This window comes from Enterococcus sp. DIV1279b, assembly GCF_050531515.1.
In the GTDB taxonomy this organism is placed as follows: domain Bacteria; phylum Bacillota; class Bacilli; order Lactobacillales; family Enterococcaceae; genus Enterococcus_D; species Enterococcus_D casseliflavus.
On sequence record NZ_CP172891.1, the window covers coordinates 3,109,988 to 3,123,606 of the forward strand.

Annotated in this window: 10 protein-coding genes; 4 read left to right on the forward strand and 6 right to left on the reverse strand. The window is 43.3% G+C overall.

Features of this window, described 5'->3' with window-relative positions:
• From IGI71_RS14725 to IGI71_RS14745, 5 genes are all read right to left on the reverse strand, one after another.
• On the reverse strand, nucleotides 1-3,048 hold the full coding sequence (locus IGI71_RS14725; RefSeq protein ID WP_121260720.1) for an alpha-mannosidase: 3,048 nt from the start codon (nucleotides 3,046-3,048) through the stop codon (nucleotides 1-3).
• An 84-nt stretch (nucleotides 3,049-3,132) separates the two neighbouring features.
• Nucleotides 3,133-4,785, reverse strand: coding sequence for an extracellular solute-binding protein (locus tag IGI71_RS14730; protein WP_015510400.1), 1,653 nt, complete (start codon nucleotides 4,783-4,785; stop codon nucleotides 3,133-3,135).
• A 21-nt stretch (nucleotides 4,786-4,806) separates the two neighbouring features.
• Nucleotides 4,807-5,721, reverse strand: coding sequence for a carbohydrate ABC transporter permease (locus IGI71_RS14735; RefSeq protein WP_015510401.1), 915 nt, complete (start codon nucleotides 5,719-5,721; stop codon nucleotides 4,807-4,809).
• Nucleotides 5,722-5,736: 15 nt separating this feature from the next.
• Nucleotides 5,737-6,690, reverse strand: coding sequence for an ABC transporter permease (locus IGI71_RS14740; protein ID WP_005228058.1), 954 nt, complete (start codon nucleotides 6,688-6,690; stop codon nucleotides 5,737-5,739).
• Between the two features lie 55 nt (nucleotides 6,691-6,745).
• Nucleotides 6,746-8,104: an alpha-L-fucosidase gene (locus IGI71_RS14745; protein WP_333718757.1), complete on the reverse strand. Its 1,359-nt coding sequence runs from the start codon at nucleotides 8,102-8,104 to the stop codon at nucleotides 6,746-6,748.
• A 300-nt stretch (nucleotides 8,105-8,404) separates the two neighbouring features.
• Here IGI71_RS14745 and IGI71_RS14750 point away from each other — a divergent pair, with 300 nt between their 5' ends.
• Genes IGI71_RS14750 through IGI71_RS14765 form a run of 4 tightly spaced genes read left to right on the forward strand, consistent with a single transcriptional unit; the run spans nucleotide 8,405 to nucleotide 12,754 of the window.
• Nucleotides 8,405-9,037, forward strand: a complete 633-nt coding sequence (locus IGI71_RS14750; RefSeq protein WP_015510403.1) for a DUF624 domain-containing protein — start codon at nucleotides 8,405-8,407, stop codon at nucleotides 9,035-9,037.
• A complete protein-coding gene (locus IGI71_RS14755) occupies nucleotides 9,037-10,908 on the forward strand; it encodes a beta-N-acetylhexosaminidase (RefSeq protein ID WP_333718758.1) in 1,872 nt (623 codons plus the stop codon). Before IGI71_RS14750 ends, IGI71_RS14755 begins: the two co-directional genes overlap by 1 nt.
• Before the next feature lie 18 nt (nucleotides 10,909-10,926).
• A complete protein-coding gene (locus IGI71_RS14760) occupies nucleotides 10,927-11,424 on the forward strand; it encodes a hypothetical protein (protein ID WP_060791531.1) in 498 nt (165 codons plus the stop codon).
• Nucleotides 11,425-11,449: 25 nt separating this feature from the next.
• Nucleotides 11,450-12,754 carry an alpha-L-fucosidase gene (locus tag IGI71_RS14765; RefSeq protein ID WP_086295751.1) on the forward strand — a complete coding sequence of 435 codons (1,305 nt, stop codon included), beginning with the start codon at nucleotides 11,450-11,452 and terminating at the stop codon, nucleotides 12,752-12,754.
• A 239-nt stretch (nucleotides 12,755-12,993) separates the two neighbouring features.
• Here the strand turns inward: IGI71_RS14765 and IGI71_RS14770 are convergent, their stop codons facing one another.
• On the reverse strand, nucleotides 12,994-13,494 hold the full coding sequence (locus IGI71_RS14770; RefSeq protein WP_086295752.1) for a GNAT family N-acetyltransferase: 501 nt from the start codon (nucleotides 13,492-13,494) through the stop codon (nucleotides 12,994-12,996).
• Nucleotides 13,495-13,619: the final 125 nt, after the last annotated feature.

Sequence of the window (13,619 nt, forward strand, 5' to 3'; positions counted from 1 at the left end):
TTAGTCTTCTAAATAAAGCATGATGGTCTGGATTTCAAATGGCTGGAAATGGATTGTGATGCTTTGGGCATCCAGCGGCTCGATCGGCAGTTCAGCGACGGTTTCTTCCAAAAGATTCGTTAAAACCGCTTTTTTGATTCTTTTTTGGCAACGCAATTGACAGGCGGTGGTTTGATTGTGATATTCGTACAACCGCACGATCAGTGCCTCTTCATCTTCGGCTTTTTTCACCGTATCCAGCAAGACATTCTTTTGATCGACTGCTAGAAAAGCTTCTGTTGATAGTTGTGGCACACCTGGAACGGTTAGAACGGGAACATTCAATGCCAAAGCTTCTTCCATCGTTTGCGCTTCTTGCCAAGTCCCTTCGTGGGCGTACAAGGAGTAGGTAAACTCATGAAAGTCTTGATCCGCTTCTGGATACGGATCGATCGGCGATTTGATCAAAGAAAGCCCGATCTTTTGATAATCCGTATTGAACCCATATTTCGAATCTGTCAAAATACTAACCCCATAATTTCCTTCTGAGAGATCAACCCATTTTTGACCACAGCTCTCAAAACGTGCTTGGTCCCATGTCGTGTTTTGATGCACAGGTCGTTTTACCTGCCCAAACTGAATATCAAATGTCGCTTCCAATGTGTTGACATCAATCGGCAGCAATGCCTTCAGCAGCAATTGATGCTGTTGCCAATCAACCGCTGTTTCAAAATCGATTCTTCCGGTGCCATGATAAAAATGTAGCCATTGGGTAATAAAAGAATCTTCAAACTGACGTTTGATTTTCAAGGTATCACGAATCTCACCTTGCTCAACGACCTCAGTTGAGAGAACTTGCTTCAAAGGATAAGGCTTCTTCTGGTAATAAATATCAATATCCCACGCATCATAATCCATCGGCAGATCTTCATAAGCCACTAACTGATTCAACCGCTCGCCTTTTGGTACGATCTCTCGTTGATACCGTTTGTCAAATAAAGAGATGATGTCAAAGTGTTCGTCAAAAATCACTTTAAAATCAACCGTTTCAAACGATTCCGTCAGCCGCATTGCCACTTGCTTTGATTGAGGCACAGCTGAGACAGGGGTCAGTGTTTTGCAGCTCAAGCCAGCCATGGCGGGAATTTTGACTAAAAGCCGGTCATCATGGGTCCGCTGAGTCGAGTAAGCTTCTTTGACCCCTGTTTGATCGTCTAAATAGACCAGACCCGTCCGCTCTTGTCCCAGCGGATTAAAGACATGCCATGGAGTAGCTTTGGGTGCTTGTGTTTCTGGAAGCAAAGCTTGGATCAGCTCGCAGCCTTTTTCAAAGAGCTGCCGATACTCTTGATCCGTCTGATCATAGACTTCTTTGATCGAGCTTCCCGGCAGAATATCGTGGAATTGATTGAACAGCAGCTGTTTCCAAAGTTGTTCTAATTCAGCTTGTGGATAGCGATTCATCCCACAGATACTATAAAGTTTTTCGATCGTCTGTAAGAAAAATTCTCCTTGGCGATTGGCCTTCTTGTTTTTGCCAATCGAAGTCAGTGTTCCACGATGGTATTCAAAGTACAATTCGCCGTACCAGACCGGGCCAGGTTTTTCCTTAAAAGAATCTGCCAGTCGATCAAAAAAGCCCCCCACATGATTGCCAGTAATCGTCGGCATATCTGGCAGTGTCTTTTGCAGCCGTTTCTGGACTTCTAGCATCTCTTTCGTCGGGCCTCCGCCACCGTCACCGTACCCATAGGCAATCAAAATTTCGTCGTGCTGATCTTTTTGCTGATAACGTTCAAAACTCCCCTTAATCGTATACGGATCTAGCAATCCATTATACGTCGTATAATAATCTCTTGGACTGTATCCTTCACTGATGGTGGTAATAAAATGCGTCAAAACGCGGCTGCCATCAATTCCTTGCCAATAGAAGGAATCATAAGGAATTTGATTGAACTGGTTCCATGACAGCTTCGTCGTCATAAAGTAGGGCGTATTTGTTTTGCGTAAAATTTGCGGCAAGGCGGCTGAATAACCAAAGACATCCGGTAGCCATAAGATGCGGCTATCGACTTGAAATTCCTCTTTCATAAACCGTTTGCCATAAAGGATCTGACGAACCAGCGATTCCCCTGAAGTCAAATTGCAATCGGCTTCTACCCACATCGCCCCGTCAACTTCCCATCTTCCTTCTCGAATTTTTGCTTTGATTGCAGCGTAAAGTTCAGGATAATGGGTTTTCATGGAGAGATACAGTTGTGGTTGGCTTTGAAAAAACGTGTAATCTGGATACTCCTCCATCAATTTCAAGACCGTCTGGAAACTGCGCTCGCCTTTTTCAATTGCTTGCTGCGCCGTCCAAAGCCACGCCAGATCGATGTGGGTATGGCCGACAGCCGTCACCTTTTGTTTTGGTGTATGCGCTGGTAGGTAACACGATGAAAGCAGCTGCTTTGCTTTTGTGAGACTTTCATAGAATGCCGTTGAGTAGGGGGTACGAAAATCCAAGACATTGGCGACTTGACCAAGGACTTGTTGATAAAATGCTTCGTCACCGCCAAACGCACGAATGGCACGCCAACTATCAAACAGCGTATAAAAATCATACCAGACATCATTAACTGCAGGATCCAACGCCAATAAATTGACCTGCAGCGGGAATGGTTTTTCGGATCGGCCGGAGAACAAATCGATCTTCAGTTTGACTTCTTTTTGTAGAAATTGTTTTGTCAATGTAATTTCTCGATGATTGACATCGATGGCTTGGACATAGGTATCGTCCAAATAGATTTTTATTTGGGGATTGGTGGTATTGTCCCACTCTGAAAGGCTTGAGTACACTTGCAGGACACAAAGATTTTCCACCCAGTCAGCGGGAACTTGAAGGCTACCTTGCAATTGGTAATAGGAATTTTTTTCTCCAAAATAGGTCCCTTGCTCATACGGTACCCAAGTCTCTCGTTTTAAAAAAAGTGGGGTTACCGGTTGCTGATGGCGTACGCGGTATTGTTTTAATTTGTATAAAATTTTTCGAATGCGTTCAAACTCATAAGGCTGCATAACTCTCATTTTTCTTTGGACTCCTCTAGCAGATTTTTGAAAAAAACGGGTTGAGATTGATCATCTCGGCCCGTTTTCCACTTATCACTTTATTTAGTTTGCTTTCCAACGGTCATAAGCCGCTTGGTAGACTTCGACGTATTCGTCAATGCCCATTGCTTCGATCGTTTTCACATAGTCGTCCCAATTATCTAACGGTTCGACACCTGTGATAAACTTGGCTTCCATTTGTTCTACATAAGTTGTCAAATCAGTGGCAGTTGCTGCTACCTTATCGTTTTCTTCAATCGTTAAATACAGTAGCGGAAATGGTACTTCAGCGATGTCTTCCATCTTCTCAGCTGTTTCTTTGGCAACCCAATCGTTGAAACGAGTATCCGGTTCTTCATTCGCCGTTTTACGGATATGGTATTCGCCGGTTGTATCGATAACAAGGTTTGGCGTTGTCAATCCGTATGCTGGTGTGATCTTGCCACGTTCGTCTTCGGTATTGTTGGTATCGATGCCGTCTGCATAGACACGAACTTTTTCACCGTCCGCATTTTCTTGGTACTCCCATAAAAACCCTTCTGGTCCTTGTTCGATATATTTTGAGCCTTCTTCTGAATAGAAGTAATCCACCCAGCGCATAGAAGCTTCTGGAGAAGGATTGACATTGGTCAAAGCAAAGGTCCCTCGTGAAATTCTTGGACTACCGGGAATCTTAGCTTCTGGAGCCCATTCAGAAGTCACTGGTTGGAACATTGGATCATTCATAGCCTCTTCCTCACTGCGACCAGTAGTAAAGAAGCTGAAATAGTCGGCAAAAAGCCCAAGTTGATTGTTTTCACCCTTCGCTTTTTTCTGTTCATCTGACTGTCCATAAACTTCTTTATCCAGCAAGCCTTCATCGTACAATGTATTCATATATTCCAAGAATGCTTTGTAGTTTTCTGAAGTCGGTGTGTAGGAGACCACATCATCATCCACTTGGATGCCGCGGGTCCGTAAGCCAAAGGCAGCCATCAACCAAACTCGTGTCGAGTTCATATCAACATCCGTCAATGGGATCTCGTCTGCTTGACCATTGCCGTTAGGGTCTTCGTTTTTAAAACGTGTCAGAAGCTCTTGCAATTCGTCTGTGGTTTTTGGCAGCTCTGATACACCTAAATTATCGAGCCACGTGCCGTTGTACCACATCGGACCTTGCCACCAGATCGATGTCGCATTCCGTGAGATCATCGGCAGAGAGTAGATGTGCCCATCCGGTGTTGTGATCGACTTCAAGATTGAGGGATCTTCTTGCGTCAGTGCATACAAGTTTGGCATGATTTCCGGCGTGATATACTCCTCTAAGGGAAGCAAGATCCCTTGTGAACCGTAATCGATCTCCATCGAAGCAGTCAATGCTTGCGAACCAGCACCGTAAACGATATCCGGTAAATCTCCAGAAGCAAAGGCTAAGTTCAGTTTCGTACTAAAGTCAGCGGATGGCGGTGTCGTATAGGTCAGTTTGATGCCAGTTTTTTCCTGATAATCCTGTAATGTCGGCATGTCTTCCCATTCCGCCAACCCTACACCAGGTGCCATGATATTCAGTGTCAGTTCTTCCCCTTCTTTGATGATCGGAAACTGACTGTCATGATTGATGGCCACTTCTTTCTTTTCCCCAGTACCTTCATCTGAAGAATTACCGCACGCACCTAAGACGAGCATACTGCACAAAGCAACACCTGCTATTCCTAAAAGTTTCTTTTTTACTCTCATTTTCTTCCTCCTTTAAGTTTTTTATCCTTTAATTGAACCAACCATCATGCCCTTGACAAAATACTTTTGTAAGAACGGATAGACGATAATTACCGGTAATGAAGAAACGATCATGACGCCGTACTTGATGACTTGAGCAAGTTGTTGTTTGCTATATAGCATATTCGCCATTTCTGAAGTCACATTATTGACGGTATTTGATGACATATCTTGAAGAATCAATATTTCTCTTAAAATCATTTGTAACGGATACATTGATCGATCAGAAAGATAGATCAATGCGCTAAAAAAGCTGTTCCAATGTCCGACGCCATAGAACAAAGCCATTACCGCAATGATCGGCGTTGATAGTGGTAAAACGATCTGCATGAATAGCCGAAAATCAGAACAACCATCCACAATTGCTGCTTCTTCCATCTCCCGTGGAATCGTGGATTGAAAAAATGTTCGCGTGACAACGACATTGTAAACCGAGACGGCTCCTGGAATCACTAGTGCCCAGACAGTATTCAGCATGCCTAAGCTGCGAATCAACAAGTAGCTGGGAATCAAGCCACCGGACAAGAACATGGTGACCAACATAAAATTGGTGAAGGCGCGTCGCCCATAAAAATCCTCTCGTGATAAGGCGTAAGCGCAAGGTAAGGTCACTAAGAGATTGATCGATGTCCCTAAAACCGTATAATAAATCGTGTTCAAATAGCCACGCCAGATACTGCTATTGCCTAGTAGTGTTCGATAGCCTTCAAAGGTGATTCCTTTTGGCAAAAGCCACATTTCACCAGAGTTTACCAGATGCGGATTTGAGATTGAAGCACTGATGATATAAATCAGTGGATACAAAACGATCAGCAAAGAAATTGCTAAAAACACATAAACAAAGATCAAAAAGATTTTATCAGCACGGGTATCTTTTATTAAAGACGTTGTTTTCACTTTTGGTCCTCCCTTCTACAATAAACTAGAGTTGCTTAAACGTTTGGCGATATGATTGACTACGATCAACAAGACTGAATTGATCAATGAGTTAAATAGGCCGACTGCCGCAGCAAAACTGTACTGCGCATCTAACAGCCCTTGCTGGTAAACAAAGGTCGCAATCACATTCGAGGATTGCATATTCAAAGGATTCTGCATCAAGATGATTTTTTCAAACCCAACTGACATCAAGCTGCCGAAGCTCATGATCAATAAGATCACCATCGTGGGCATGATCGTTGGAATATTGATATACCAAACGCGTTGCAGACGAGAAGCGCCATCGATCGTTGCCGCTTCGTGCAGTTGCGTATCAACTCCAGATAGGGCTGCCAGATAAATCACAGACCCCCATCCCGTTCCTTGCCAAACGCCCGACAGTACATAAATCGTTTTAAACCAGCGGGGATTGGTCATAAAGCTGATCCGCTCGAAACCCAAAAATTCTAATAGGTGATTGATGATCCCTGTTGAGGGAGATAAGAAAGCAATGACCATACCTACCATGACCACCACAGCAATAAAGTTTGGAGCATACGTGACTGTTTGGGTAATTTTTTTAAACGGGCCGTCTTTGATCTCATTCAAAGCCAATGCCAGGATGATCGGCAGCGGAAAACCGACAACCAATGAATAGATACTGATTCCTAAAGTATTTTTGATGAGTTCCCAAAAATAATAGGAATCGAAGAAACGTTGAAAATGTTTAAACCCAACCCAAGGACTGCCCATAATCCCTAATGAAGGCATATAATCCTTGAATGCAATAATGATTCCATACATCGGTCCATACGAGAAAATCAAAATAATCAAAAACGCTGGCAACACAAACAAGTACAATTGCCGATTTTTCTTGATCTTCATTTTTATATCTTGTTTCTTTGTTTTAGGTACTGAAACGGTTTGTCTGATTGGCGCTGTTTCCATTCTTCCTCCTCCTTGCTTGGTGTTAGCCTTATCATGAATTGTATTCGCTTTCAAATCAATGTGTATTTTTTTCCCTATGTGTCGAAACGCGAATCCCAACTGCCCCAACGTTCGGGTGACTGATATCCGACCATAAGAGATACGGTTCATCCGCATTTTTATAGACTGGTAACGGTTTTTTAGTGGCTAGATCAATTAGCTCGTCTTCTTCAGTTGCTCCGATCTCTGTTAAAGGAATCTGTTCGCAAGCGACTGCAGCGATACTGCGAAATGCAAAATGAGCCTTGCCGTCTTTTTGATAGGTCAAATACCATTCATTTTTCCAAGCTGTTGGTCTTGCCCGCGTTTCATAGATGCCTTCACCATATAGCGCCAACCAATGGCCGATTTCTTCTAAGCGTTGGGTCTCTTCGAATGTAAATTCGCCATCAGGTGTTGGTCCGACGCCTAAAATCAAATTCCCCCCTTTACTGACTACATCAATCAAGGTTTCCAGCAGTTCTTGGCTGCTCTTAAAAGTATCATTCGGCACATAGCCCCAATCATTTCCAATCGGGATATTGCTTTCCCAAACTTTTTTAGGAATTTCCGCTAATGCAGGAATTTTGCGTTCTGGTGTCACATAATTTTCATGACGGCCCCCCATCATCCGATCAACGATGATCAATTCCGGCTGTTTCTTACGCGCAATCTCAGCTAAACGATCCATTTGTAGGTCTTCTTTGCCTTGTCCGCACCAACCGGCATCTAACCAAAGAAAATCGACTTTTCCGTAATTGGAGGTAATCTCCGCAATCTGGCGATGCACAAACGACACATAGCGTGCCCAAATTTCTGGATGAAGATGGGTATCGTAACTGGCATGACGGCCTTTGACGGTATCATCATCCAACCAGTAAAAAGGAGAATACCAGTCAGCTTTAGAATAATAGGCTCCTGTGGCGATCCCTGCTTCTCGAAATGCCGTAAACACTTCTTGCAATATGTCGCGTTTAAAGGGACTTAATTTCCCGCCGATTTTAAACTCTGATTCCATTGTATTGAACATCGAAAACCCATCATGATGCTTTGTTGTGAATAAACAGTATTTAAACCCTGCATCCTTACAGATTTTTGCCCATTTGCGGGTATCCAGCTTCTTCGGTTCAAACTGATTGATCAACTGCCAATAATCCAAACGCAGTGCTTCGATGGTTTCTCGATAAGGGTGGTTTTCTCTAGCCCATTCATCTTTTTCAGATAATTGCCAAGACTCAACGATCCCCGCTTCGGCATACAGCCCATAATGGAAGATCACTCCGAATTTCAAGTCTTGAAACCATTCCAGACGTTGCTTGAGCATTTCTGTTTCTGGGACTAGTTCTTCTTGAACGTTCCCTTTGGCTTCTTCAATATCACCGCGAATCTTTGTCATTCATTTGCACTCCTTTCTTTGTTCTAAATGTAAGCGAAAAAAATGTCCTATAACAATATGTAAGTTTTTTCGCTATGTTAAAACGAGCAACTTCGTCTATAAAAGGTGCAAGGAATAAAGCTTGATTTCGATGAACGTTTTTGGAAAAATGTAGCGTTTCAAATACATTTGCTGTGTTTTTCTTGTTTTCGATGTGTGATTTTTCCATTTACTCCCACTCGCTATATATCAATGATACGATTAGAACAACAAATAAAGCGGATACAACAAAACTTGTATCCGTAAGAAAGTGAGGGGCTTATGAAACAAACGAATGGTATTTATCATGTTTCCTATCAAGTCGGCGATTGGTTACTTCATTGCCTGAAGTTGCAGTTACTCTGGTTTTATTGGGTATTTCGATACGGGATATTTTTAGGTATTTTTCCTGCCACCGCTACGATTATCCAAGCTTTTTTCGATAGCTTCCAAAAAAAGGAACGACCAGCGTCTTTGAAGACTTGGTTCAAAACTATCGTGAAAAAAAATTTCCGTCGTGCCAATCAATTAGGCGCCATGCAAGCGGGTTTGTTGTTGTTCTTATGGTTGGAATTACGTATCTCTAGTACTTTTATCCAAAATAGCTTGATTCACTTTTTTTTGCTGCTGCTATTTATCAGTGCCCTTTTGATCAGCTTGTACCTTCTGCCGGTCTATTTGCGTTATGATTTGACGCTTCTTCACTATTTTAAACAAGCAATATTACTAATGGTTATCAGTGTTCCCCAAACAATTGCGATGATTTTGGGAATCTTAGTGACTACTATCATTTTGACTTTTTTGCCAATCTTATTAGTCATCGGCTTTGTTCCCTTTTTCCTATTCCCCAGTAGCTGGTTCTCTTTTCAAGCGATTCAGCGCTCGGAATCACTGATGAAAGAAGGACGCTCGTGATGAAGGACATTTTTATCCAAAGTAATGAAAACCTCGATGATTTTTTTAGTCACGCACTGCAAGAACTAGAATTGAGGGAAACGCCGAATGGCCATCCCTTGCGCTTGATTCATCGACCCGGTTCCCTGAAAATTTGCCACGGCCCACTAGAAACGATCATTTACTATCAAGAAAAAGCGCATTTGTTTCGGGCATTAACTTTATGGGTGCATGAAGACCGCCCAGTCTATGTCTTAGAAGAACAGCCGCATTTTGAAGCAATTGGACCAATGATCGATCTGTCCCGCAATGCGGTGATGACCGTCAAAAAGCTGGAACGGTTCATTTTATTAACAAGTAAGATGGGTCTCAATCGCCTCATGCTCTATATGGAAGATACTTATGAAATTCCAGAGTACCCTTATTTCGGACATTTGCGCGGTCGTTATACCCAAGTAGAGTTAAAGGCTCTAGATACCTATGCCCAAGCCGTAGGAGTAACTTTGATTCCAGCGATTCAAACATTGGCACATTTGACGAATCCTTTAAAGTGGCAGTTCGCTGGAAATATTCGGGACACAGAAGATATTCTACTGGTGGGAGAAGAAGAAACGTATACTTTTTTGGAAGCAGCGATCCGTTCGATCCGTTCGTGTTTTGCAACTGATCAACTGCACATCGGTATGGATGAAGCACACCAATTGGGGAAAGGAAAGTATTTAGAAATACACGGGTTAAAAGACCGTTTCACGATTATGGCCGCACACCTAAAGCAGGTAGCTGCGCTTTGTCAAAACATAGGTTTTGAGCCGATGATGTGGAGCGATATGTTTTTTAGAATCGGTGCGCCTACGGGTGATTACTACGATTCAGACGTGTGTTTTCCGACAGAATTATTTTCTGACCTTCCTGCGGTCAAAATGGTTTACTGGGATTATTATCACCATGATCATGCCTCTTATCAGCGAATGTTTGCGAAACATCGGGAATTAAAACAGCCGATCGTCTTTGCTGGAGGTATCTGGACGTGGAACGGTTTGGCGCCGAACTACGGCAAAAGTTTCGCCACCATGCGTCACGCCTTGCAAGCCGCCAAAGAAAACGATGTCCAAGAAGTCTATGCCACACTTTGGGGCGACGACGGAGCTGAAACACCATTGATTGCTGCGCTACTAGGTTTGCAATATTTCAGTGAAGCGCAGTTTGGAAACGACCTTTCGTTAGAGAATTTAACTAAAAAATTTCAGCTTTTTCATCAATCAATAGCCAACGACTTTTTACTGCTTGATCGCTTTGATCAAACTACAGGTGTGCCAAAAAACAATCCTCACGGAGAAAACCCCAGCAAGCTGTTGCTCTACCAAGACTTGCTGTATGGCTTGTATCAAGAAAATTTAACTGATCTTTCTTTAGCATCCCACTATCAAACATTGGCTCAAGAGTTGGCTGCTGTGAAAACAACACGGGACACACAAACGATGTTTGCCTTTTATCAGCAGCTGGCTGATGTTTTGGCACAAAAAGCCTGTATTACCAACCAGATCACTAGTGCCTATAAAAGCAAAGATCGCACCGGACTGCACCAAGCAGTAGATAAGCTCAGTGTCTATAAATCCACCTTGCAATCCCTTTATGAAGCCCATCGTCAAGTCTGGTTTGACTGGAATCGACCTTTCGGTTTTGAAATTATCGATCTGCGATACGGCGCCTTGCTGATGCGCTGCGATACGACACTCTGGCGGCTTACTGCCTTCTTGGACGGGGAGCTCGATACGTTGGAAGAATTGACTCAACCGTCCTTACCAATGGTGACCCCTTTCAGCGGCAGTACTTCTGTGGGTCGCAATTTATTTCATGGAATCTATAGTGCGGGGAAAATTTCTGATGTTTAAAAGAAGGAGTGAGAACTTATGAAAACATCCTTGCTGCGCCGAACCGTCATCGTGAGTCTGCTGGCTATTGTTAGCCTATTCTTTCTCTATTTTCTAACAACCGATTCTTCTGCTCCAGTTCATGCCCAACCTTCAGAAAAACTGGAGATGACAGGCAATATTACAAATCAAGCAGCGGCGGAGGCTTGTTTGGCAGTGCTGAAAGAAAATTTACAAGCAGCCTCTGACCAAGACGCGACAGCCTATGCCGCAACGCTAGTGGCAGCGGCACGAGCAGAGACGACCCAAGAATTAGCTGATTTTTTTGCAGAAGAACAGCTGCAGCACACGCTGCTTTCTTTTGAAGTTGTTAAACAAGAGACAGGATCCATGCTGGTCGCGGCTCAACAGAAAACGATCAGCCCAAAAGACTCTTCTTACCGTGACCACATCACAGAGGCTTACCATACCTTTGTCAAGGAAGCAGATGGCTGGAAAATTCAAGAAACAGTCATGACGAATACAGAATTTCTTTAAGTGATTGAAAAAGGAGTTATTTTTAATGAGAACGTATAAAAATTGGCCTGCCGACTACCCTGACCCAAACTGGTTCCTCCATGATCGGTTTGGCTTATTCATCCATTTCGGCCTTTTCAGTATTGGCGCTCGACACGAATGGTTTATGACGACAGAAAAAATTGAACCCACCACCTATCGCGAGAACTATTTTTCTCAGTTTGATCCTGATCTTTTCAATGCAGAGGAATGGGCTCAAACCGCAAAGAAGGCCGGTTTTCAATACATGGTCTTCACGACGAAACATCATGAAGGCTTTGCCCTTTGGGATACCGCTCTCAGCGAATACAAAGTGACCAATACCCCCTTCAAGCGTGACCTCTTAGCAGAACTGCTGCCGGCATTTCGTAAGGTCGGCATTAAGATTGGGCTGTATCATTCGCTGATCGATTGGTATCATCCAGATTTCACGCTCGATGGGCTGCATCCGCAACGAGAGACTATTCAAGCCCGTCAGACGAATAACCAGCGTGACATGCGCCGCTATCAAGATTTTTTAGCTGGTCAAGTCACTGAACTATTGACTAACTATGGAACCATCGATTATATGTGGTTTGATTTTCCATATAGTCATCGAGATTGGGGATGGTCTAAAGGCAAAGGTGCCGCCGATTGGGATAGTAAGCGGATCGAAGAAATTTGTCGAAACCTGCAGCCGAACATGCTGCTGAATGACCGTCTGGATTTGGGCCGAGGGATTACCACCCCTGAGCAATTCCAACCAGACAAACCATTAGAAGCGGATGGATTGCCTTTGATATGGGAAGCGTGCCAAACGATGTACGAAACGTGGGGCTATGATCGTGATGCTCAGCACTGGAAATCCAGTGAAATGATGACCAAAATGCTGATTGACACAGTGGCAAAAGATGGGAACTTTCTTTTAAATATCGGCCCAAATGCTCGTGGAGAAATCAGCTTACCAACTCGCAGCCATTTAGAAGCCATCGGTTCATGGATGCATTATCATCAACAAGCGATTATCGGCTGTGGTACCAGCTCTTTTCAACCGCCTATTGACAGCCGCTACACCCAAAACGGGAATAAACTTTACTTGCACCTCTTTTCTTATCCATACAAATCCTTGCATCTTCCAGGGCTTGCAGGACGCGTAAAGCATATCCGTTTCTTACATGATGGCTCCGAATTGTTTTATCGAGGATTTGATCCCGAAGAAGTTCTCACTTCAACGGAAGCCATCATCAACAAAGAGGACCTTGTTCTCAGCTTACCCGTCTGCCCACCAGATGTGTTGGTACCAGTGGTCGAGATCACTTTAAGAGAAATGTAAGCACCCGTTGCACTGTCCTAAATGAAGAATTTATTTATATAAAGACGTTGCCCTTACTTTCTTTACAAAAAAATGACTAGAAGCGGATCGCTTTTAGTCATTTTTTATGGCTATTTGTTCAAGAACTCCTACAAATTTGCCTATACGAAAGTAGCCAACCAGCTTGTTGAACAGGTGATGAGAACATCCAAACGAGTTGCGTGCTTAATCCATTCTTAACGGTACTTACCACAGGAGGTTCAAAGTTCCTTAGACAAATAAAGAACAAGATCGTCATTGTTGCAGCAAGGCGCATTCATCGCACAATTCTGATTATTGAACCAAACACCAGATCCATCTGGAATATAGCCTTGTTTTACATACAGTCTCTGGGCCGATCCATAACCATTATGCAAGCCTACCCCCAATGTCATCACGGCAGCTATTTCTCGTGCCTTTCCTTCGGCTGCTTTTAAAAGCTGACTGCCTACCCCTTGTTTTTGATAGGATTCAAAAACATTAAAATCCACAATTTCTGGATACAAGCCTTTAAATGGTCCATGCTTTGCTAGAGGAACCAAGGTCAAATACCCGGCAGTTTTGTTGTTTATTTTGGCAAGCAAAACGCATCTCTCCCCCGCTTCTTGCTCGTTTAAATAATCAATCAAGAGCTGCTGGCGAGAAGGCCACCCTTGCTTTAAAAACATTTGATCCATTTCAAGGATATCTTTTCTCTTCAACGGTTGAATGTCTATGACCACTTATTTGCTCCATTTCTCCCCCTCACTCGGGGCTATGTTCATTCTATACAGTGTGTCGCTGGCATTGATTTGCCTTATCGTTAAACTTATTCATCATAAAAAAATAATAGGGATTATCAGCGATT